The sequence below is a fragment of the Actinomycetospora sp. 2LY8.5 genome (assembly GCF_057180585.1).
Window position 1 is genome coordinate 293234 of sequence record NZ_JBXUHE010000001.1, and the last position, 20781, is coordinate 314014.

Genomic DNA, 20781 nt, shown 5'->3' on the forward strand with positions numbered 1-20781 from the left:
GTCCGGCGCGGTCCGGCGCGGTCCGGCGCGGTCCGGCGCGGTCCAGGATCGCCGTCGCCGTCCGGGCCCACCGCCGTCCGCGCGGGGCCCCGCGCCCGGCCGGGGCCCACCCGCCGTGCGCAGCCTCCCCGGCGAGCGCACGTGATCGCACCGTGGTCGCCTTCCCGATCACTCCCCGTGTCGTCCGAGGTGCCGTTCCACCGAGGCGACGAAGCCGGTGGCGATGCCGGCATAGGACGTCTCGGTGACGCCGCCGACGTGCGGGGTGACGACGACGTTCTCGGCGAGCAGCGGGTCGTCGGGGTCGATCGGCTCGACCCAGGTGACGTCGAGACCCGCGCCGGCGAGGCGGCCGTCGCGCAGGGCGGCGTGCAGGGCGTCCTTGTCGACGACGCCGCCGCGGGCGACGTTGACGAGATACCCGCCGGGGCGCAGGGCCTCGAGCGCGGCGGCGCCGACGATCCGGCGCGTCTGCGGGGTCAGCGGGCACGCCACGACGAGGTCGTCGCAGCGGGCGAGGGCGGGGAGCAGGTCGTCGACGAGGTGGTAGTGGGTGTCGTCGAGGAGGTCGGCCGCTCTCGGCGTGTCGGCCCGCCGGCGACGCCCGATCCCGACGGGCACGGCACCGAAGGCGCGCAGGCGCACGATCACCTCGGCGCCGATGTCGCCGACGCCGAGCACGCCGACGGTGCGCCCGGACAGGGTGCGGCCGGACGGCTCGCCGACGAGCTCCTTCGCCACTCCTGCCCGGGCCTCCTCGAAGCGGCGCAGCAGCGCGAGCAGGTGCAGGAGGGCGACCTCCGCGACGGCGACGGCGTTGCCGGACTCGGCGCCGGAGACGTTGTCGACCTCGAGCCCGCGCGCGGCAGCCGCGTCGAGGTCGACGCCGGAGAGCCCGACGCCGAACTGCTGGATCAGGCGCGGCGTCGTGGCGTCCATGAGCGCCCCGGAGACCGTGCTGCCCATGGGGCACAGGACGTCGACGTGCTCGACGCCGTCGTCCGGGACATCGACCGGGACGCCGACGATCTCGATGCCGGTCCAGCCGACCTCGTCGAACGCCGTCTCGAGGGCCCCGCGCAGGGCGGCGAACCCACCGCCCACCAGTCCGATCCGCACCTGATCTCCTATCTCCAGCCCTCGGGCGGGTCGACGAAGGCACGGGCGAGCTCGACGCCGATGCCGGTCGCCCGCCGCGCCCAGCCCGGGGTGGCGCCGGCGAGGCCGCAGGTCGGGGTGACGACGGTGCGGTCGGCGAGGTGGGCGCGGTCGAAACCGAGGCGGTCGGCGAGATCGAGGGCGGGGCGGGCGAGGTCGGAGAGCTCCGGGCTCGTCCCGGGGTCCGTGGCCGGCACGATGCCCAGCCACAGCTCCGTGCCCGCCTCCCAGATCTCGCCGAGGGCGTCGAGGACCTCCTTCGGAGCGTCCGGTCCGCCGAGGGCTCCGAGGTCGACGGCGACCGCGTCGGGTCGTGTCGCCCGGATCAGCGCGAGCGGCGGGGTGGGGTGGCAACAGTGGACGGCGACGGTGCTCGCGCCGGCGTCTCGTGCTGCCCGGACCGTCTGCTCGAGGAGTGCGCGGGCCTCGGCGCCCGGCACCGCGCCGACCGTCCCGTAGCCCGAGGGCGTCGGCAGCGACCCGGCGAGCACGGCAGGCAGGGTCGGCTCGTCGATCTGGACGACGACGGGGGCCTCGGTGCGTCTCGTCAGCTCGGCGACGTGCGTGCGCAGGCCTTCTCCGAGACTGGCGGCGAACTCCGCGAGCGCGCCGCGGTCGGTGAGCACGCGGTGCCCGGACCGCAGCTCGATGCCGGCGGCGAGCGTCCACGGCCCGGCGACCTGGCACTTCACCGCCGGCGGCCGCGCGCCCGCCTCCCCCAGCGCCTCGTCGAGCGCGTCGACGTCGCGCGCGAGCAGCTCCTCGGCGCGGCGGTGGTCGCCGCCGGGCCTGCGTGCGACCCGCCAGCCCGACGGCCACACCTCGACGGTGAGGTCGACGAGCAGCGCGGCGGTGCGCCCGATCATGTCGGCGCCGGCCCCGCGGGCGGGGAGCTCGGGCACGTACGGGAGCCCGGGCACCTCGCCGACGATCGTGCGCGCGGCCTCGCGCACGTCGGTACCGGGCCAGGATCCGAGCCCTGTGGCCCGGTCGCCGGGCTGGGGCTCGCGGGCTTCCGGTGCCACCGTCCCGCTCGTCTCGCTCACGGCACCAGGATCCACCTGCGCGCGCGGCGGGGCCGCCCCGGGGTGCCGACCGAAGGGCCCCTTCGGTCGCGTCGATGAGCGAGGGGCGCCCACGGCCGGAGCGCCGGGAGGAGGGTGCGGACGCGAGCGAGACGCTCCGCGCCGGACGCAGCGACGAGGCGCGCCGCGTCGTCGGGCGTGCGCCCCCGGATCAGCCGCGCCCGGGCCGCGAGGTCGGCCTCCACGTCGGCGGCACCGTCGGCCGGTTCCTGGGTGATCGCGCGCTCGGGCCCGCCGCGCACGAGGAGGTCGTCGGTGGGCGGCGAGCCCCCGGCCGAGCTCGACGGCCGAGCCCGGGCCCTGTCGACGTCTCCCCGGTCTCCGTGGATTCCGACGGGAGGGGCGCGACGGTGCAGTGTGCGCCGAACGGTCCAGCGGCCGGATCGAGCGCGTGGCGATACGGACACTCAACGTCTGCGGCGCCACGCCGCTGACATCGCGCGCTGGCAGCATGGGGCGCGTGGAGGTGCTGGCGAGCGGGGAGTGGCGCGCGCGGGCCGCGGCGCACGCCGAGCGCGCCGACGCGTTGACCGCCGGGCACCGGGCGCGGAAGGCGCGCGGCGAGGCGCACCCCGTCGAGGACTTCCTCTACACCTACTACCCCACGCGCCCCAGCCGATTGCGGCGATGGCACCCCGGCGCCGGGGTGGTGCTCGAGGACGCCGACGAGCGCGCGGACTGGCGCCACTACATCGCCGACGACCACGGTGTCCGCGTCGACCATGCCTCCCTCGAGAGCGAGCGCGCCACCACGCTCGCCTTCGTCGCGGGCCTGCTGCGCGCGACCGCGGAGCGCCCCGCCCAGCTGGGCTGCTTCGGGCTGCACGAGTGGGCCATGGTCTACCGCGACCCCGACACTCGACACCCCGTCCGCCTGCGCCTCGGCGCCGCCGGCACCGACGCCGTCGTCGAGTCCCACCGCATCCGCTGCTCGCACTTCGACGCCTACCGGTTCTTCACCGACGCCGCCGCGCCCCGCAACACCGTCACGCCGACCCGGGAGCGCCAGGTCGAGCTCGAGCAGCCCGGCTGCCTCCACGCCGGTATGGATCTCTACAAGTGGGCGGACAAGCTCGGGCCCCTCGTGCCCGGCGAGCTGCTCCTGGACACGTTCACGCTGGCCCACGACATCCGCGTCCTGGACATGCGCGCCTCGCCCTACGACCTCGCCGACCTCGGCTACGAACCCGTGCGCATCGAGACCGCCGAGGGCAAGGCCGCGTACGCCGCCGCTCAGCAGGGCTTCGCCGAGCGCAGCGCGGACCTGCGGGAACGCCTCCTCGACGCGATCGGCTCACGCGAGAGGGCGTGAGGTCCGCACCGCCCCGATGCTCGCCACGACCACCATCGCGATCGCGAGCGCCGACACGACCGTGACCTCCTGGCCCAGGACCACGAACCCGGCGGTCGCGGCGATCGCCGGCGCCAGGCTCATGAGCACCGAGAACGTCGAGGTCGGCATCCGGCGCAGCGCGAGCAGCTCCAGGCTGTAGGGCACGAGCGAGGACAGCAGCGCCACCGCCGCGCCCCACCCGAGCACCACGGGGTCGACCATCGCCGCTCCGCCCTGCACCACGCCGAACGGGACGGTCAGCACGGCGCCGACGGTCATCGCGAGCGCCAGCCCGTCGAGCCGCTCGAAGCGCCCGCCGGCGTGGCGGGACGCGAGGATGTACGCCGCCCACATCGTCGCCGCGCCCAGCGCGAACAGCGCCCCGGTGAACGTCAGCCCGGACAGTCCGGCGCGCCCGAGCAGCGCGACCCCGGCGAGCGCGAGCGCGGCCCACAACCAGCTCGACGCGCGCCGCGACGCGACGACGGAGAGCACGAGCGGACCGAGCACCTCGAGGGTCACCGCGGCCCCCAGCGGGATGCGGGCGATGGCCTCGTAGATCAGGGAGTTCATACCCGCGAGCGCGACGCCGAAGCCGACGACCGTCGCCCGGTCACGGCCGCTGAGCCGGCGGATCCGCGGCCGGCAGACCGCCAGCAGCACCAGCGCCGCGAAGGCCAGCCGCAACGACACCGCGCCCACGGGGCCGACCCGCGCGAACAGCCCGGTCGCCGCCGTCGCACCGAACTGCACCGAGAACTGGCCGACCAGGACCATCGCGACGGCGTCGGCCCGGGTGCGGGTAGCAGCGCGTGTCCCCCTCACCCCTCGACGCTGTCACGGAGTCAGCCGGCCCGCAGGTGATCCGGCGGCGGGTGCTCGACGCCGCCGGCGAGCCACGCGCACAGGTCGTCGACGTCGGCGTGCTCGTGCAGCGGCCCGGCCACGACCGCGGGCCCGGTGGGGCTCCGCGCGCGGTCGCAGGGCTGGACGAGCACGAGCGCGCCGGCCCCGTGGGGCGCCGTGCCCTGCCCGCACGCCGAGGTCGTCAGGCACGGCGCGCTGACCAGCACCCCGTGCGGGCACCGGCGGACCGCGCCGCGCAGCGCCTCGCTCACGTCCTCGCGCCCGAGCGCGGGGCGCTGGTGGTGCGGGCAGTCGGCGGCGCCGCAGTAGACCGCGGTGAACCCGACGGTGTCGGTCATCGCTCCCCCTCCGTGCCCTCGAACGCCTCGTCGACGACGCCGGGCAGCTCGGCGCACGGGTCGACGTGCCGGTGCTCGAACGGGTCGGGGAACCGGCGCCACGCCGCCTCCCCGCGCGCGAGCTCGTCGTCGGTGAGCAGCGCGGCGTCGAGGGCCTCGACGATCCCGGCCGGGTCGGCGTCGTGGACGAGCACCACGAGCTGCTGCTCGCGATCGCCGAACCGCTCGTCCCAGCGCAGGGCCGCGGCGGCGCGGCGCTCGTCGTCCACGTCGTCCCAGGTGTCGCCGGCCGCCAGCCACGTCCCCGCGAACCCGATCTGCAGCGCCCCACCCGCCGACTCGAGCCACAGCACGTGCTCGGGCTGCGAGGCGACCCAGACCCGCCCGCGCACCCGGATCGTGCCGTGCAGCAGGACGTCGATCGCGGCGTGCAGGCGCTCGGGGTGGAACGGGCGGCGGTGCCCGACGTGCAGCAGCGACACTCCCGCGTCGCGCGCCAGCGGCGGCTGGCCGCGCAGCAGCGGGGCGTGCGCGTCCTCCGGGCTGCCGCGCCGGGCGTCCGGGCCGAGCTCCGCGAGCCGGGTGACGACCTCCGCGCCCAGCTCGGCCGCGATCTCCGGCGCGCCGCCGGGCGGGTCGGCGACGGTGAGGCGTTCGGCGCGCGGGGCCAGACGGTCGAGGACGGCGTCGAGGCGCACGCGGTCCCAGGGCGTCGCGCAGCGCCCGGCGACCACGAGGACGTCGGCGAACTCCGCCTGCGCCACCACCATCTGCGCGACCGTGCGTTCGTCGTCGCCGGTGAGCCCGAGGCCGCGCTCCCCCAGCGCCTCGTCGCTCCCCGCGTCGTCGAGCCAGGTCTCCGCGTCGATCACGCCGACGACGCCGCGCAGGGCGAGCACGTCGGTGACCGGGCCGTCGGCACCCGCGGGCACGAGCGCGTGCAGGGCCTCGGCCGCCGCCTCGGGCTCCATGCCGGGGTCGAGCAGCAGCACGACGTGGCGCACCGCGGGGTCGCGGGCGAGGCGCAGCAGCAAGGGCAGGAGGTCCTCGCGCAGCGTGCAGGCCACGCAGCCGTGGGCGAGCTCGAGCACCGAGTCCCGTGCGCCGTCGTCGTCGACCACCCGCCGGTGCACGACGCCCTCGCCCAGTCCGCGCAGGTCGTGGGCGACGAGCACCCCGTGCCGGCCTCGCACCGATCCCGCCACCGCCGCGGCGGCGGCCCGGTCGGCGCCGCACACCAGCGTCAGTCCGGTCTCCGGACCCTCAGGCATAACGCTCCCTCCGTCGGCGTTATCGTGAACGATAATCATTGCCAACAAGGAGGGGAACAGTGGCCCGGAACGACATCCGTCCGATCGTGAAGCTGCGCTCGACCGCCGGCACCGGCACGACCTACGTCACCCGCAAGAACCGCCGCAACGACCCCGACCGGCTCGTGCTGCGCAAGTACGACGCCAGGGCCGGCCGCCACGTCGACTTCCGCGAGGAGCGGTGAGCCGGGCGCCGCGGCCGCCGAAGCGCCGCAAGCCCAACCCCCTGCGCGACGTCGCCGCGGTCGACTGGAAGGACGTGGCGATGCTGCGCCGGTTCGTCTCCGACCGCGGGAAGATCCGCTCGCGGCGGGTCACCGGGCTGACCGGACAGCAGCAGCGCCAGGTCGCCGCGGCGATCAAGACCGCGCGCGAGATGGCGCTACTGCCCTACTCCTCCGTTTCCGGGAAGGGATGACGATGGCGCGTCGCTGCCAGGTCACCGGACGCTCGCCCGGCACCGGGCGCAACGTCTCGCACTCGCACGTCCGCACCCCGCGCCGGTTCGGGGTCAACGTCCAGGACCGCCGCTACTGGGTCCCGAGCCTCGGCCGCACGGTCCGGCTGCGCCTGTCGGCCAAGGGGATCAAGACCGTCGACCGCGACGGCATCGACGCCGTCGTGGCCCGCCTGCGCGCCGCCGGGGAGAGGATCTGATGGCGAAGAAGTCGAAGATCGCCGCCGACGCCCGCCGCCGGGAGACCGTCGCGCGCTACGCCGACCGTCGCGCAGAGCTCACCGCGCTGATCCAGCACCCGGCGACGTCCGACGCCGCCCGAGCCGCGGCGCAGCGCGAGCTCCGCGCCCAGCCGCGGGACGCCAGCGCGACACGGGTGCGCAACCGCGACGCCGTCGACGGGCGCCCGCGCGGACACCTGCGCGCGTTCGGGCTCTCACGGGTGCGGCTGCGGGAGTACGCCCACGCCGGGTTCCTGCCGGGCGTCCCGAAATCCAGCTGGTGAAGGAGTCGAGATGAAGGTGCGTGCCTCCCTGAAGGCCCTCAAGCAGAAGCCGGGATCGAGCGTTGTGCGGCGGCACGGCAAGACCCTGGTGATCAACAAGCAGAACCCGAAGTGGAAGGCCCGCCAGGGCTGACGCCGGCGGGAACGAACGGCGCGTTCGCTGCGTCGGGGCGAATTCGCCCGGAAGCAGCGAACGCGCCGTTCGTTCGTCCTCAGGCCACGTCCTCAGGCCACGTCCTCAGGCCTGCTCCGGCGGCGTGTCGGTGACCCGCAGCAGCAGGGCGACGAACGCGTCCGCGTGCAGCCGCCCGCCGCTGCGGGGCACCTCGCCCCGGCGTTCGTCGTCGGCCGCGAGCTCCTCGGTGACCCGGCTCATCGCACGCAGGAGCGGGTCGGCGAGATCGGGCGGCACGTCGCCGAGCAACTCGAGCGAACCGTCCTCGCGCCGTTGCGTCGACAGGTGTGCGAGCGCCTTGCGCAGCACCCGGCGGGGCTCCCCGGCCACCAGGTCCGCGTCGTGCCCGTCCGGCGTCGTCATCCGGGCCTCCTCTCCGTGGACACGGCCTCGACCGTGGCCCGAGTGTGCCGGGCGGCGCTAGCGTCATCGTGGTGGCCGTCTGGGACATCTCGACGCTGCCGGCACGGGACCAGTTCTCGTACTGGCACGAGGTGATCTGCCAGGCCTTCGTCCCGCTCACACCCCACCGCACGACCGACGAGGACGGGTTCGCGGCGAAGGTCGAGACCCGCAGGCTCGCGGGCCTCAACCGCGCGCGGCTGCGCTCGCGCCCCCAGCGCACCGACCACGGCCCGCGCGAGGTGGCCCGCACCGACGGCGCGTACTACTTCGTCAACCTGCAGCTGGCCGGGCGCTGCATCACCACGGTCGGCGAGCGCACGAGCGTCGTCCGGGCCGGTGAGCTCGTCGTCGTCGACACCGCCGAGCCCTACTTCTTCGAGCTCGACCGGCCCTGGCAGATGCTGTCGTTCCGCGTTCCGCACCACGATCTCGACGCGAAGCTGCACGGTCGCCGCGCACGCCTCGGCGGGGCCGTCGCCCCGGCCGGCGCCGGAGCCGCGGTGGCCGCCCTGATGCCCGCGCTGTGGTCGGTCGACGCCGACGGTCCCGGGGGTGGCGAGCTCGCCGAGTCGTTCACGACGGCGGTCGCGGCGGCGATCGCGGAACGAGCCGAGCGTCCCGGGACGGGCGCCCGCGCCGGCGTCACCCGCACCGCGGTCCTCGCGTACGTCGAGCGCCACCTCGGCGACCGCGACCTCACCGTCGCCGGGGCGTGCCGGCGCTTCGCCATCTCTCCGCGCACGCTGCACAACCTGTTCGCCGATGCCGGCGAATCGTTCGCCGCGACCGTGCGACGCCTCCGTCTCGAGCGCTGCGCGGCCGCGCTCGCCGACCCCGCGACCACGGCCACCGTCACCGCCGTGGCCCGCGCGCACGGCTTCGACGACCCGACGGCGTTCGCCCGGGCGTTCCGCCGCCGCTTCGGGGTCTCGCCGCGGGAGATGCGCCCGTCGGAGCGGTGCACGTACGGCACGGGTCCGTGCCCGGAAAGCCGAGACGGGGCCGGGAGCGCAGGCCACGCTCGACGGGTATGACCGTGTCGTTCCTGCTGAGCCCCGCGCAAGAGCAGCTCAAGGCCGCCGCCCGCGCCTTCGCCGAGGACCACCTGCGCGACCTGGCCGCCGCCGTCCGCGCGGAGCCGGATCCGCTCACCCGCGCCCTGCTCGCCCGCCCGGTGTTCGAGAAGGCCGTCGGGCAGGGCTTCCTCAAGGGCCTCATCCCGGCGCCGGTCGGCGGCGCCGCCTCGAACGGCGTCGACGCCGCGATCTTCGTCGAGGAGTGGGCGGTCCACAGCCCCGACTTCACGATCTCCATGGCCGGCCCGCTCATCGCGCTCGCGCCCGTCTACGAGGCGGGCACCCCGGACCAGGTCGCGCGGTTCGTCGCGCCGTTCCTCGCCGACTCCGGGGCGCCGCTCGCGGCGATGGCCTACAGCGAGCCGGAGGGCAGCGCCAACTTCGACACCCCGACGGGGACGCGGACGACCGCGCAGCCCGACGGCGACCACTACGTCATCAACGGCCGCAAGGCGTGGGCGTCGCACCTGTCGGGGTGGGACGGCGACGGCCCGGACCTCATGACCATCGTCTGCCGCGCACCGGGCGGCATCTCGCTGATCGTCGCCGAGCGTGAGCACCTCGCCGGGCACGTCGAGGTCGAGGAGCATCTCGACCTGCCCGGCCTGCGCGGCTGCCTGACCTCGCGGGTGCGCCTGCACGACGTCCGCGTGCCGATGGCGAACCTGCTCGGCGCCGAGGGACAGGGCGCCGCGCTGACCCGTCACGCGTTCCTGCCCAGCGGCGCCTCGATCGGCGTCTTCGCCGTCGCCGCGATGCGGGGGGCGTTCGACATCGCCTGGCGCTTCGCGACCACCGAGACCCGTGGCGGCCCGACGCCGATCATCGACCACCAGGCGGTGGCCGACGTCCTCGCCGACGCGAAGGGCCGCATCGAGGCCACCCGGCTGCTCGCCTGGCGCGCGCTCGACGCCGTCCTGGCCCAGCACCCCTCGGCCGCCGAGCTGGCGCTGCACTCGAAGGTGTTCGGCTCCGAGACCGGCGTCGACGTGATCAACGACCTCGTGAAGCTGGTCGGCGTGACCGCGTACGACGCATGCTTCCCGATCATCGAGTACCTCGACGAGGCGCTCGCCTACCCCGTCATCGAGGGCAGCAACATCGGCGTGCGCCGCCGCCAGCTCCAGGAGCTGTTCCGCGCGTCGGGCTACGACCCGCTCGCGGCGTCCGGGATGGACTGAGCGCCGACCTCGTCCAGCAGCGCCGACCAGAACCGCAGGGCGGCGTGCTCCATCTCCAGACCGAGCCGCAGCGTGATCATGCGCTTGGCGACGGCGTCGAGGTCGGCGTACCGGTCCCGCATGTCCTCGTAGACCGCGATGCGCTCGCGGTGCGCGGCGATCTGCTCGCGCGCCAGCCGCTCGACGTCGCCGGGCTCGCCGACCTCGTTGAAGAAGAGCTTGAGCTCGGCGATGTCGCGCATCTGGAAGTGCTCGGGCGTCGGTTCGGCCAGCCATGCCTTGAGCTCGCCGAGCCCCTGGTCGGTGAGCCGGTAGGTCCGGCGACGCCGGCCCTCCTCCTCCGTCTCGGCCTCCAGCAGGCCGAGCTCGGCCAGGCGCTGCGGCTCCGAGTAGAGCTGCGCGTGCGGGAAGTGCCAGAAGTAGCCGATGGAACGTCCGACGGCCCGCTTGAGGTCGTACGACGTCGACGGGCCGCGCAGAGCGATCGTGCCGAGCACGACGTAGGAGGTCGGGGAGAGCCGGTCGGCCACGGCCGCGGAGCGTACCGACCCTTGCCGCTCCGCGATACGTCCCATACCGTCCGAAACAGATGGTATGCGTCGGAGCATGATCGGGAGGCGGGCCGTGGATCTCGCGACGGTCTGGGCGTGGGCGGTCGAGCGCTTCCCGACGCGGCGCGCCGTCGGCGGCCCGCGGCCGATGACCTTCGCCGAGTGGGACGCCCGCACGGCCCGCCTGGCGCACACCCTGCTCGCGCTCGGCGTCCGCCGCGGCGACCGCGTCGCCCTCGTCCTACGCGGCGGGGAGCCGGCGGCGGCGCTGCACCTCGCGGCCCAGCGGCTCGGCGCCGTCGCCACCCCGCTGTCCCCGCGCTTCGGCCCGTCCGAGCTCGCCCACTGCCTCGCCGACGCGGCCCCCGCGCTGGTGATCAGCGAGCCCGCCACCGAGCAGGCGGCGGCCGCGGCCCTGACCGACGAGCGCATCCGACCGGTCGCGCACCTCGACCTCGAGCAGGTCGAGCGCCAGGCCCTCGACCGGCCCGACACCGCGCCGTCCGACCCTCCGACCGCGGACGACCTCAGCGTCATGCTCTACACGTCGGGCACCACGGGCCGCCCGAAAGGCGTGCCGCGCACCCACCGCGCCGAGCACGCCGCGGCCGTCGCGCACCTCGTGCAGACCGGCGGGCGCCCCGGCGACGTCGTCCTCGGGGTGATGCCGCTGTTCCACACGATGGGCCTACGCACCCTGCTCGCCACGATCGTCGCGGGCGGGACGTGGGTGCCCCTGGCGCGGTTCGACGCCGCGGAGGCCGCCGACCTGATCGCGCGGGAGCGGGTCACGTCGCTCTACCTCGTGCCGACGATGTACTGGTCGCTGCTGCGCGACGCCGACCCCGCCGCGCTCGCCGGGGTGCGCCGGCTCGCCTACGCGGGCGCGCCGATGGCGCCCGCGCTCACCGAGCGGCTCGTCGACGCGGTGGCGCCCGAGGCCTTCGTCAACCACTTCGGCTCGACCGAGATCTACACGTTCACGATCGGCCCGGACGTCGCGGCGAAGCCCGGCTGCGCGGGGCGGGCCGGGATGTTCAGCCGCGTGCGCCTGGTCGACCCGTCGCCGGGTGCGTCCCCGGACGACGAGGTCGCGCCGGGCGAGCAGGGCCAGGTCGTCGTGTCGATGGCGAGCCCCGAGGCGTTCGCCGGCTACTGGCTGCGCCCGGACGCGACCGCGAAGGCCGTCCGCGGCGGCTGGTACTTCACCGGCGACCTCGCGGTGGCCGACGACGACGGCGACCTGTGGGTGGCGGGCCGCGTCGACGACATGATCAACACGGGCGGCGAGAACGTCCACCCCGACGAGACCGAGGCCGCGCTCGTGCGTTGCCCGGCGATCGCCGACGTCGTCGTGGTCGGGCTCCCCGACGAGCGGTGGGGCCAGGCGGTCACGGCGTTCGTGGTGCCGGCGCCCGGCGTCGCGCCCGCCGAGGCGGTGGCCGCGGCCGACGTGTGGGGTCGGGAGACGCTGCCCTCGCTGCGCCGCCCGAAGCGCGTCATCGCCGTCGACGCGGTGCCGCGCTCGGCGGTGGGCAAGACGCTGCGCCGCGTGCTCGTCGGCGGCGACTACACCGCGCTCGCCGACACCGCCGGTGTTCCGGCCGAAGGGCCCCTTCGGTCGGAGAGATCGACCGACGGGACCCTTCGGTCGGATCGGGGGACGCGGTGAGCTGGGTGCCCGCGCGGGACGAGGACGCCGCCCTCGTGGCGGGCGCGGGGCGGTTCGTCGACGACCTCGACCCGCTGCCCGGCACTCTCGTCGCCGCCGTCGTGCGCAGCCCGCACCCGCACGCGCGGATCCGGTCGGTCGAGCTCGAGCGGGCGCGGGCGCACCCCGGGGTCGCGGCCGTGATCGGGCCCGACGAGGTGCGCGCGGCCGTGCGGCCGTTCCCGCTCTCGACCGCGACCCCGATGCCCTACCTGCCCTCGGCGGTGGACGTCACGCGCTACGTCGGGGAGCCGGTGGCCGTGGTGGTCGCGAGCGACCGCTACGTCGCCGAGGACGCGTGCGAGCTGGTGACCGTCGACTACGAGCCGCTCGACGTCGTCGTCGACACCCGGTCGGCGCTGGAACCGGACGCGGTCCTGCTGCACCCCGAGGCGGGGACGAACGTCGCGACCGACCGGACGTTCGCGTTCGGCGACGTCTCCGGCGCGTTCACACGGGCCGCGCATGTGGTGAGCGGCGAGTACACGTTCCCGCGCTACTCGTCGGTGCCGATGGAGTGCTACGGGCTGGTCGCGCACTGGGGGGTCGAGGCCGTCGAGGTGTGGGCGAACTTCCACGGACCGTTCACGATGGTGCCGGTCGCGGCGGGCGCGCTGGGCGTCCCGGTCTCGCGGTTCCGGCTGCACGTGCCCGCCGACATCGGCGGCAGCTTCGGGATCAAGTCCGGCATCTATCCCTACGTGGTGCTGATGGCGCTCGCGTCGAAGCACGCCGGGCGTCCCGTGCGCTGGAACGAGGACCGCGTCGAGCACCTGCTGGCGAGCTCGTCGGGGGCGGGGCGGGTGATGGAGTTCTCGGCGGCGGTCTCGTCCGACGGCACGGTCGAGGCGCTGCGCGTCGACCTCGTCGACGACGTCGGCGCGTACCTGCGTCCGCCCGAACCGAGCACGCTCTACCGCTGCTTCGGCAACATCACCGGCGCCTACGACGTACCCGCGGTCGCGATCCGCGCCCGCGCCGTGGTCACCGACCGCGCCCCGACCGGCCTCAACCGGGGCTTCGGGGGCCAGCAGCTCTACTTCGGGCTCGAGCGGCTGATGGACGCCGTTGCCGCGCGCACCGGCCTCGACGTCGCCGAGGTGCGCCGCCGCAACCTCGTGCGCTCCTTCCCGCACCGCACCGCGACCGGCGGGCTCTACGACTCCGGCGACTACTCCGCGGCCCTGGACCTGCTGCTCGCCAAGGGGGGCTACGACGAGCTGCGCGCGCGCCAGGAGGCCGCGCGGGCCGAGGGCGCGTACTACGGGGTCGGGCTGGCGCTGGTGGTCGACCCGTCGGGCACCAACATCGGCTACGTGGGGCTGGCGACACCCGCGGCGGAGCGCAAGCCCGGGCGCGACAAGTCGGGGTCGACCGAGATCGTGCGCGCGTCGGTGGACCTGCAGGGCGTGGTGACGGTGCTGCTCGGCTCGGTGCCGCAGGGCCAGGGGCACGCGACGGTGGCGCGCCGGGTGGCGGCGGACCGGTTGGGGCTGCCCGTCGAGCAGGTGCGCGTGGTGGTCGACATGGACACCGCGTCGACGCCCTGGACGGTGACCTCGGGCAGCTACTCGTCGCGCTTCGCGCCGCTGGTCACGAGCGCGGTGGTCGCGGCGGTGGACCGGCTGGCGGAGACGGTGCGCGCGGGTGCCTCGGTGCTGCTCGGTGTCGACGCCGCCGGGCTGGAGCTGGCGGCCGGGAGCGTGCGGGACCCGGTCTCGGGGCGGGAGTGCCTCTTCCGGCACGCGGCCGGCGTCGTGCACTGGGATCCGGGCGCCCTGCCGGCGGGGGCGCCCGCGCGGCTGGCGACCGAGGGCGAGTTCGTGCCGCCCGAGGCCGTCGCGGCGAGCGCGGAGGACAAGATCAACTCCTCGCTCTGCTACGGCTTCGTGGCCGAGATGGTGGGCGTGCGCATCGACCCGGACACGCTCGTCGTGACGCTGGACCGTGTCGCCACCGTGCACGACGCGGGCACGGTGCTCGACCCGGTGCTCATCGAGGGCCAGGTGCTCGGGGCGCTCGTGCACGGGCTCGGCGGGGCGGCGTACGAGGAGTTCCGCTACTCCCCCGCCGGCCAGCCGACGTCGGCGACGTTCCTCGACTACCTGTGCCCGACCAGCGCCGAGACCGCGTTCGACCTGGTCTCCGACCACCTCTCCTCGCCCTCGCCACTGACCCCGCTCGGCGCGAAAGGCTGCGGCGAGGGCAGCTCGATGAGCCTGCCCGTCGCGTACGCCAACGCCGTCGCCGACGCCCTGGCCCCCGCCGGCGTCGCGATCGACTCCCTGCCCCTGCACGGCTCCGTGATCCACGACCTCCTCATGTGAGCACTTTCCGGGCCTATCGGCCCGGAAAGTGCTCACATACCCCGACGACGAGAGGCACACGACCCATGGCACTGACCGGTGGCGAGGTCCGGCTCGAGCGCTCGCACGACGGCCGCGTCGCGGATGTGACGCTGTCCCACGGGCCGTACACGGTGATCACGTGGGAGATGCGCAGGCTCATGGCCGAACGCTTCGCCGAGATCGACCGCGACCAGGGCGTGCAGGTCGTCGTCGTCCGCTCCGACGGCGAGCACTTCTCGTCGGGCGGGGACATCGCCGGGTTCATGGAGGTCGACCCCATCGACTTCACCGACCTCGGGCACAACGTCACCGCCCCGGCCCGCAGCCCGAAGCCGGTGATCGTCGCCGTGGACGGCTACGCCTTCGGCGTGGGCCTCGAGCTGGTCCTGTCCTGCGACATCCGGCTGGCCACCGAGCGCAGCCGCTTCGCCCTGCCCGAGATGAACCTCGGCATGATCCCGGGGTCCGGCGGCACGCAGCGGCTCGCGCGCCTGATCGGACTCTCGCGCGCCAAGCACCACATCATGACCGCGAAGCGCATCACCGGGCAGGAGGCCGCGGACTGGGGCGTCGTGGCCGAGCTGCACCCCGACCGCGCGGCGCTGGACGAGGCCACCGAGGCGCTCGTGACCAAGATGCTGGGCTTCTCGCCTCTCGCTCTGCGCGCCGCCAAGGAGGTGCTCGACCGCGGCGTCGACGCGCCCCTCTCCTCCGGGATCGAGCTGGAGCGAAAGGCCTACGCGATGCTGCGCTCGAGCCACGACTTCGCCGAGGGCGTCGCGGCGTTCGGGGAGAAGCGGGCGCCGGAGTTCACCGGGCGATGAAAGCCGCGCCGTTCGCCTACTGCCGCCCGGACACCGTCGACGAGGCGGTGGACGTGCTCGCCGGCGGCGACGCGAAAGTGCTCGCCGGCGGCCAGTCGCTGGTGCCCGTGCTCGCGATGCGCCTGGGGCGACCGGGGACGCTGGTGGACATCACGCGGTTGCCGGGCCTGGACGGCCTGGTGGTGGAGGACGGGCAGCTCCACGTCGGAGCCGCGGTGCGCCAGCGGGCGATCGAGCGGTCGGCCGAGGTCGCGGCGGTCCCGCTGATCGGGCGCGCGCTGCCCTTCGTCGGCCACCGAGAGCTCCGCAGCCGCGGGACGGTGTGCGGGAGCCTCGCGCACGCCGACCCGGCCGCCGAGCTGCCCGCGGTCGCCGCGTGCCTCGGGGCGTCGGTGCTGGTCCGGGGCCGGCGCGGGGAGCGGGTGGTGCCGGCCCGGGCGTTCGTCACCGGCGCCATGACGACGGCCGCGGGCCCCGACGAGCTCGTGACCGGCGTGCGCTTCCCGGTGGCGGACGACGGCGAGGGCTTCGGGTTCGCCGAGATCGCGCGCCGTCACGGGGACTTCGCGCTGGCCGGGGTGGCGGTGCGGGTGCGCGGCGACCAGGCGACGCTCGCGGCGTTCGGGGTGTCCGACCGGCCCGTGGTCCGCGAGCTGACGCTGGACGCCGACCCCACCGAGGCCGGACTGCGCGAGCGAACCGACGCGCTGGCGCACGAGGTCGTCGACACCGAGGGCGACGCCCACGGCTCGCGCGGCTACCGGGCGCGCCTGCTGGGTGTGCTCGCGGCCCGGGAGCTGGCACGCGCGCACCGGGAGGCCCACCGATGAGGATCGAGGCCGACGCAGGAGTCGACGTGACCCTGACCGTCAACGGGCGCACCGTGACGCTCGCCGTGTCGCCGCGTACGACCCTGTCCGACGTGCTCCGCGACCGCCTCGGGCTCACCGGCACCCACGTCGGCTGCGAGCACGGCGTGTGCGGGATGTGCACGGTGCTGCTCGACGGCGAGGCCGTGCGCGCGTGCCTGCTGTTCGCGGTGCAGTGCGAGGGCGCCTCGTTGACCACGGTCGAGGGGCTCGGCAGCGCCGACGACCAGCACCCGCTGCAGCAGGCGATCTCCCACCACCACGGCCTGCAGTGCGGTTTCTGCACGCCCGGCATGCTCATGAGCGCCTACGACCTGCTCGCGGGCGGCACCTACGCCGAGGAGTCGCTGCCCGAGGACATGTCCGGGGTGCTGTGCCGCTGCACCGGCTACCGCGGCATCCTCGCCGCCGTCGCCGACGTCGCCCGCGAGCACCCCGACGGCGTCCCCCCACCCCGCGCCGCCGTCCCCCCGGCGCTCACCGGGCGCCTCGGCGATGTCAGCGGCGTGGCGTCGCAGACATCCAACGTCCGTAACGCCACGCGCTCGATCGAAGAAGTCGCGGTTCCCTCGGGCCCTCCGACGGCGACGGTCGACGTGCGCCGAGAGCTCGCCGCGGGCGTCGACGACGTCTGGGCCGTGCTCGCGGACATGGAGCGCCTCGCCGCCTGCCTGCCCGGCGCGGAGATGACCGAGGACCTCGGCGACGACCGCTACCGCGGGCGTGCGGTCGTCGCCCTCGGACCGGTGTCGCTGCGCTTCGAGGGCCTCGCGCACGTCGTCGAGCACGATCCGGCGGCGCGCCGGATGCGCGTCCTCGCGCAGGGCGCCGACCGCGGCGGCTCGTCCACCCAGGCCGTCATCCGACTGGCCGCCGCCCCGAGCGACGGCGGCGGCACGACGCTGCGAGCCGACGCCGACGTGCACCTCACCGGCCGCGTCGCCCAGTTCGGCCGGGCGCTGGCCGGCGACGTGTCCCGGCGGCTGTTCGAGCAGTTCGCGGACGCCGTCGACGAGGCGGCCCGCACCGGCGAGGCACCGAGCCACCGTTCGAGTCCGCTACGCCTCGCCCTCGCCGCCCTGCTCGCCCGCCTCCGGCGTCTGTTTCAGCGGCCCTCGTAGCGCGAGGACGGCGTCACCGAGCGCCGCCTGGTGCTCGGGGTCGAGCGCGTCGCGGGCCTCGGGGCGGTCGATGGTGATGACGCGACGCGCGGGTCGGTGGCGTCGTCCTCGAGGCGGATCGGCACGACGTCAGCGCCGGGCGAGCCGCCGGGCGGCGCCGGGCGAGGACGCGGCGAGGCCGTAGTGCTCGAAGATCGCCGGCTCGTCCTCGGCGGCGAGCTCCCCGTCGGTGTCGATCGACGGGGCGTGCCTGGCGAGGTCCTTCGCGACGGTGACCCGCACGTGGTCGGGCGCCACCGTGGCCCCGGCCAGCGGGACGAAGGTCAGGCGCCGCCGCCCGACGATGCCCACCACGGCCGTGGCGAACGCCGGCTCGTCGGTGACGGTGTCGACGTAGACCGCCTCGAGCGTGCCGATCTTCCCGCCGGCGGGGTCGACGATCGCCTTGCCCTGCCAGTCGCGGATGTTCTCCGCCTCGAAGCCCATGGGCCGGGACACTAGCGGCGCGGGGACGACAGGACGCGGACCGCGAGGTTCTCGGTGATGTTCAGCCGCGGCGTGTTCTGCCGCGCCCGCTCGGCGATCTGCCGCGGCGAGAGGCCCATGTCCGCGTACAGGCGGACGACGTTCTCCTGGGCCGGGGTCCAGGCGGGCTCGGCCCGACGCGTCGGCCGACGGGTCACGGGACGTCGCGGCGCCGGCACCCGCGGGACATCGACGTGCTCCGTCCCGAGGCCGGTGTTCTTCCGGCCGAACTCACCGGCGGCGGCGCGCGCGGCGATGTCGTCGGCGGCGTCGTCGGATGCGGCGACCCGGTAGGCGTCGCCGCTCTTGTTGACCGCCACCGCGGTGACCGTCGGGCCCTGACGGAACCGCGCCTGGCAGGCCGGGGCCGTGCAGTAGGTGTATCCCAGCTCGGCGCGCTCCGCGGGGATCTCGCGGCCGCACCCGACGCAAACGGTGCTCATGTTCACGCCGATTCTACTCCTCACGCTATACGGAGGACGGCGCCGCGAGGGGCTCGAAGGTCTCCGGGGACCAGGACGCCACTGGTCCCCGGAGCACCCGGGCTCAGGGCGCGGTGGACGCGATCGTCGCGCTGCCCAGCACGACGTCGCCGCCGGACTCCGGCCGGTAGAACACCACCGCCTGGCCGGGCGCGACACCGCGCAGCGGCTCGTCGAGGGTCACCGCGACGCCGTCGTCGACCACCCGCACGGTCGCGCCCGCCAGCCCGCCGTGGGCGCGGACCTGGACCACGCAGACCAGGTCGCTCGCCGGCGGGTCGACGAGCCAGACCGGTGACGACGCGGACAGGCCGGTGACGTCGAGAGCCTCGGCCGGCCCGACGCGCACCGTCCGGCTCACCGGCTCGAGCCCGAGCACGTAGCGCGGGCGCCCGTCGGGGGCGGGGCGGCGGATGCCGAGGCCGTGGCGCTGGCCGACGGTGAAGTCGTGGACACCGCGGTGGTGGCCGACGACCTCGCCGGCCGGGTCGACCATCTCCCCCGGCGCCTCGCCGATCCGCTCCGCGAGGAAGCCCCGGGTGTCGCCGGAGGGGATGAAGCAGATGTCGTGGCTGTCGGGCTTCTCGGCCACCACGAGCCCGCGCTCGGCGGCCTCCGCGCGCACCTCGGTCTTCGGGCTGCCGCCGAGCGGGAAGAGCGCACCGGAGAGCTGGTCGGGGCGCAGGACACCGAGCACGTAGGACTGGTCCTTGTCGGGGTCGGCCGCCCGCCGCAACTCGCCGCCCGCCAGCCGCGCGTAGTGCCCCGTCCCCACCGCGTCGAAGCCCAGGGCCCGCGCGCGCTCCAGCACCGCCGAGAACTTGATCTTCTCGTTGCACCGCAGGCACGGGTTCGGCGTGCGCCCCGCGGCGTACTCGGCGACGAAGGGCTCGACGACGTCGTCGCGGAACCGGGCCGCCATGTCCCAGACGTAGAACGGGATGTCGAGGACGTCGGCGCAGCGCCGGGCGTCGCGGGAGTCCTCGACCGAGCAGCAGCCGCGCGCGCCCTCGCGCATGGTGGCGGGCTTCGCCGACAGCGCGAGATGCACGCCGGTGACGTCGTGCCCCGCGTCGCGCAGCCGCGCGGCCGCGACCGCCGAGTCGACGCCGCCGCTCATCGCGGCCAGGACCTTCACGACGCGCTCACGATCGGGCCAGCGCGTCCCCGGCCCGGCGCGCGCGCTCGACGACGGGGCCGATCGCTTCGACCACCGCGTCCACGTCGGCGGCCGTGGAGTTGTGGCCCAGGGAGAAGCGCAGGGAGCCGCGGGCGAGGTCCTCGTCGAGGCCCATCGCGAGCAGGACGTGGCTGGGGCGGGCGACGCCGGCGGTGCAGGCCGAGCCGGTGGAGCACTCGATGCCCCGGGCGTCGAGCAGCATCAGCAGGCTGTCGCCCTCGCAGCCGGGGAAGGACAGGTGCGCGTTGCCGGGCAGGCGCTCGCCGGGGCGGTCGAGGGGCACGCCGTTGAGACGAGCGTCGGGCACCTCGGCGCACATGCGGGCGACGAGGTCGTCGCGCAGGGCGGTCATCGTCGCGGCGCGCCGCTCGACGTCGGCGACGGCGGCGCGCACGGCGGTCGCGAGGCTCATGGTGCCGGGCACGTCGAGGGTGCCCGAGCGCACGTCGCGCTCCTGCCCGCCGCCGTGCAGCAGCGGCGTGCACGCGGTGTCGCGGCGCAGCAGCAGGGCGCCGACACCCACCGGACCGCCGAGCTTGTGCCCGGTCAGCGAGAGGGCATCGACCCCGCTGGCGGCGAAGTCGACCGGCACCGCGCCGACCGCCTGCACGGCGTCGGTGTGGATCGGCACGCCGTGCGTGTGCGCGACCTCTGCCAGCGCCGCGACGTCGTTGACGGTGCCGACCTCGTTGTTGGCCCACATGACGCTGACGACGGCGACCTCCTCACCGTGGTCGTCGAGCAGGGCCTTGAGCGCCGCGGGGTCCGCGCGGCCCTCCGGGTCGACGGGGAGGACGTCGAGCACCGCGCCCTCGTGCTCGGCGAGCCACTCGCCGGCGTCGAGGACCGCGTGGTGCTCGGCCGCGGACACGACGACCCGGGTGCGACGGGGGTCGGCGGCCCGGCGGGCCCAGTACAGGCCCTTGAGCGCGAGGTTGTCGGCCTCGGTGCCGCCGGTCGCCAGGACGACCTCGGACGGCAGCGCGCCCACGGCCTCGGCGATCGCCTCGCGGGACTCCTCGACCGCACGCCGCGCCCGCCGCCCGGCCGAGTGCAGCGACGACGCATTGCCGACGCGCCCGAGCGCCTCGGTGAGAGTGGCCGCCGCCTCGGGCAGCATCGGCGTGGTCGCCGCGTGGTCGAGGTAGGTCATCGACCGACCAGCGTAATCCCCTCGTGCGCGACAGGTCTCCCCAGCCACCGTCCGGCAGGAGGACGCCGCGCGACGGAGGAGCGAGGCGGGCTCGTGCTTCGGACGGCTTGTCACGATTCCGCTCCGA

At 75.4% G+C, this 20781-nt stretch carries 24 protein-coding genes; 13 read left to right on the plus strand and 11 right to left on the minus strand.

Annotation, left to right across the window (positions count from 1 at the left end):
* Nucleotides 1-168: 168 nt before the first annotated feature.
* Together AC2A1K_RS01375 and AC2A1K_RS01380 are read right to left on the minus strand one after the other, a co-directional pair.
* The gene (locus tag AC2A1K_RS01375) at nucleotides 169-1119 is read right to left on the minus strand and encodes an NAD(P)-dependent oxidoreductase (RefSeq protein ID WP_483894508.1); all 951 of its coding nucleotides are present in this window, start codon (nucleotides 1117-1119) and stop codon (nucleotides 169-171) included.
* A gap of 8 nt (nucleotides 1120-1127) precedes the next feature.
* The gene (locus AC2A1K_RS01380; RefSeq protein ID WP_483894509.1) at nucleotides 1128-2204 is read right to left on the minus strand and encodes a uroporphyrinogen decarboxylase/cobalamine-independent methonine synthase family protein; all 1077 of its coding nucleotides are present in this window, start codon (nucleotides 2202-2204) and stop codon (nucleotides 1128-1130) included.
* Nucleotides 2205-2694: 490 nt separating this feature from the next.
* On the opposite strand from AC2A1K_RS01380, the gene AC2A1K_RS01385 reads away from it, so the two are divergent.
* Nucleotides 2695-3555, plus strand: coding sequence for a 3-methyladenine DNA glycosylase (locus tag AC2A1K_RS01385; protein ID WP_483894510.1), 861 nt, complete (start codon nucleotides 2695-2697; stop codon nucleotides 3553-3555).
* On the opposite strand, the gene AC2A1K_RS01390 is transcribed toward AC2A1K_RS01385, so the two are convergent.
* The 3 genes from AC2A1K_RS01390 to mrf are packed head-to-tail and all read right to left on the minus strand — an operon-like array spanning nucleotide 3538 to nucleotide 6052.
* The gene (locus tag AC2A1K_RS01390) at nucleotides 3538-4401 is read right to left on the minus strand and encodes an EamA family transporter (protein ID WP_483894511.1); all 864 of its coding nucleotides are present in this window, start codon (nucleotides 4399-4401) and stop codon (nucleotides 3538-3540) included. The two genes, AC2A1K_RS01385 and AC2A1K_RS01390, sit on opposite strands and share 18 nt — an antisense overlap.
* A gap of 20 nt (nucleotides 4402-4421) precedes the next feature.
* Nucleotides 4422-4781: a hypothetical protein gene (locus AC2A1K_RS01395; protein ID WP_483894512.1), complete on the minus strand. Its 360-nt coding sequence runs from the start codon at nucleotides 4779-4781 to the stop codon at nucleotides 4422-4424.
* Complete coding sequence (gene mrf, locus AC2A1K_RS01400; protein ID WP_483894513.1) at nucleotides 4778-6052, minus strand: ribosome hibernation factor-recruiting GTPase MRF; 1275 nt, start codon at nucleotides 6050-6052, stop codon at nucleotides 4778-4780. The genes AC2A1K_RS01395 and mrf overlap by 4 nt, the downstream gene beginning before the upstream one ends.
* Nucleotides 6053-6111: 59 nt before the next feature.
* Between mrf and rpmG the strand changes: the two genes are divergently transcribed.
* Genes rpmG through rpmJ form a run of 5 tightly spaced genes read left to right on the plus strand, consistent with a single transcriptional unit; the run spans nucleotide 6112 to nucleotide 7186 of the window.
* Nucleotides 6112-6276 carry a 50S ribosomal protein L33 gene (gene rpmG / locus AC2A1K_RS01405; RefSeq protein ID WP_483894514.1) on the plus strand — a complete coding sequence of 55 codons (165 nt, stop codon included), beginning with the start codon at nucleotides 6112-6114 and terminating at the stop codon, nucleotides 6274-6276.
* Complete coding sequence (gene rpsR / locus AC2A1K_RS01410) at nucleotides 6273-6509, plus strand: 30S ribosomal protein S18 (RefSeq protein ID WP_483894515.1); 237 nt, start codon at nucleotides 6273-6275, stop codon at nucleotides 6507-6509. The genes rpmG and rpsR overlap by 4 nt, the downstream gene beginning before the upstream one ends.
* A gap of 2 nt (nucleotides 6510-6511) precedes the next feature.
* Nucleotides 6512-6748 carry a 50S ribosomal protein L28 gene (gene rpmB, locus AC2A1K_RS01415; protein WP_483894516.1) on the plus strand — a complete coding sequence of 79 codons (237 nt, stop codon included), beginning with the start codon at nucleotides 6512-6514 and terminating at the stop codon, nucleotides 6746-6748.
* Nucleotides 6748-7053: a 30S ribosomal protein S14 gene (gene rpsN, locus AC2A1K_RS01420; protein ID WP_483894517.1), complete on the plus strand. Its 306-nt coding sequence runs from the start codon at nucleotides 6748-6750 to the stop codon at nucleotides 7051-7053. Before rpmB ends, rpsN begins: the two co-directional genes overlap by 1 nt.
* A 10-nt stretch (nucleotides 7054-7063) precedes the next feature.
* On the plus strand, nucleotides 7064-7186 hold the full coding sequence (rpmJ, locus tag AC2A1K_RS01425) for a 50S ribosomal protein L36 (protein ID WP_483894518.1): 123 nt from the start codon (nucleotides 7064-7066) through the stop codon (nucleotides 7184-7186).
* Between the two features lie 105 nt (nucleotides 7187-7291).
* Here rpmJ and AC2A1K_RS01430 read toward each other — a convergent pair whose 3' ends face one another.
* Nucleotides 7292-7591 (minus strand): hypothetical protein, encoded by a 300-nt coding sequence (locus tag AC2A1K_RS01430; RefSeq protein ID WP_483894519.1) that lies wholly within the window; start codon nucleotides 7589-7591, stop codon nucleotides 7292-7294.
* A 71-nt stretch (nucleotides 7592-7662) separates the two neighbouring features.
* On the opposite strand from AC2A1K_RS01430, the gene AC2A1K_RS01435 reads away from it, so the two are divergent.
* Together AC2A1K_RS01435 and AC2A1K_RS01440 are read left to right on the plus strand one after the other, a co-directional pair.
* Entirely contained in the window at nucleotides 7663-8667 is a 1005-nt protein-coding gene (locus AC2A1K_RS01435; RefSeq protein ID WP_483894520.1) for a helix-turn-helix domain-containing protein, read from the plus strand.
* Nucleotides 8664-9890 carry an acyl-CoA dehydrogenase family protein gene (locus tag AC2A1K_RS01440; RefSeq protein WP_483894521.1) on the plus strand — a complete coding sequence of 409 codons (1227 nt, stop codon included), beginning with the start codon at nucleotides 8664-8666 and terminating at the stop codon, nucleotides 9888-9890. The genes AC2A1K_RS01435 and AC2A1K_RS01440 overlap by 4 nt, the downstream gene beginning before the upstream one ends.
* Here the strand turns inward: AC2A1K_RS01440 and AC2A1K_RS01445 are convergent.
* Entirely contained in the window at nucleotides 9857-10420 is a 564-nt protein-coding gene (locus AC2A1K_RS01445; protein ID WP_483894522.1) for a PadR family transcriptional regulator, read from the minus strand. The two genes, AC2A1K_RS01440 and AC2A1K_RS01445, sit on opposite strands and share 34 nt — an antisense overlap.
* A gap of 94 nt (nucleotides 10421-10514) precedes the next feature.
* Between AC2A1K_RS01445 and AC2A1K_RS01450 the strand changes: the two genes are divergently transcribed.
* The 5 genes from AC2A1K_RS01450 (at nucleotide 10515) to AC2A1K_RS01470 (ending at nucleotide 17314) form a co-directional block, all read left to right on the plus strand.
* The gene (locus AC2A1K_RS01450) at nucleotides 10515-12113 is read left to right on the plus strand and encodes a class I adenylate-forming enzyme family protein (protein ID WP_483894523.1); all 1599 of its coding nucleotides are present in this window, start codon (nucleotides 10515-10517) and stop codon (nucleotides 12111-12113) included.
* The gene (locus AC2A1K_RS01455) at nucleotides 12110-14479 is read left to right on the plus strand and encodes a xanthine dehydrogenase family protein molybdopterin-binding subunit (RefSeq protein WP_483894524.1); all 2370 of its coding nucleotides are present in this window, start codon (nucleotides 12110-12112) and stop codon (nucleotides 14477-14479) included. The genes AC2A1K_RS01450 and AC2A1K_RS01455 overlap by 4 nt, the downstream gene beginning before the upstream one ends.
* A gap of 65 nt (nucleotides 14480-14544) precedes the next feature.
* Nucleotides 14545-15324, plus strand: a complete 780-nt coding sequence (locus tag AC2A1K_RS01460; protein ID WP_483894525.1) for an enoyl-CoA hydratase/isomerase family protein — start codon at nucleotides 14545-14547, stop codon at nucleotides 15322-15324.
* The gene (locus AC2A1K_RS01465) at nucleotides 15321-16154 is read left to right on the plus strand and encodes an FAD binding domain-containing protein (protein ID WP_483894526.1); all 834 of its coding nucleotides are present in this window, start codon (nucleotides 15321-15323) and stop codon (nucleotides 16152-16154) included. The genes AC2A1K_RS01460 and AC2A1K_RS01465 overlap by 4 nt, the downstream gene beginning before the upstream one ends.
* 26 nt (nucleotides 16155-16180) lie before the next feature.
* Nucleotides 16181-17314: a xanthine dehydrogenase family Fe-S subunit gene (locus tag AC2A1K_RS01470; protein WP_483894527.1), complete on the plus strand. Its 1134-nt coding sequence runs from the start codon at nucleotides 16181-16183 to the stop codon at nucleotides 17312-17314.
* Between the two features lie 129 nt (nucleotides 17315-17443).
* Here the strand turns inward: AC2A1K_RS01470 and AC2A1K_RS01475 are convergent, their stop codons facing one another.
* The 4 genes from AC2A1K_RS01475 to AC2A1K_RS01490 form a co-directional block, all read right to left on the minus strand.
* Complete coding sequence (locus AC2A1K_RS01475; RefSeq protein ID WP_483894528.1) at nucleotides 17444-17800, minus strand: PRC-barrel domain-containing protein; 357 nt, start codon at nucleotides 17798-17800, stop codon at nucleotides 17444-17446.
* Nucleotides 17801-17811: 11 nt separating this feature from the next.
* Entirely contained in the window at nucleotides 17812-18282 is a 471-nt protein-coding gene (locus AC2A1K_RS01480) for a hypothetical protein (protein WP_483894529.1), read from the minus strand.
* Between the two features lie 103 nt (nucleotides 18283-18385).
* The gene (mnmA, locus tag AC2A1K_RS01485) at nucleotides 18386-19459 is read right to left on the minus strand and encodes a tRNA 2-thiouridine(34) synthase MnmA (RefSeq protein ID WP_483894530.1); all 1074 of its coding nucleotides are present in this window, start codon (nucleotides 19457-19459) and stop codon (nucleotides 18386-18388) included.
* A gap of 7 nt (nucleotides 19460-19466) precedes the next feature.
* Nucleotides 19467-20654, minus strand: a complete 1188-nt coding sequence (locus AC2A1K_RS01490; protein ID WP_483894531.1) for a cysteine desulfurase family protein — start codon at nucleotides 20652-20654, stop codon at nucleotides 19467-19469.
* Nucleotides 20655-20781 lie beyond the last annotated feature (127 nt).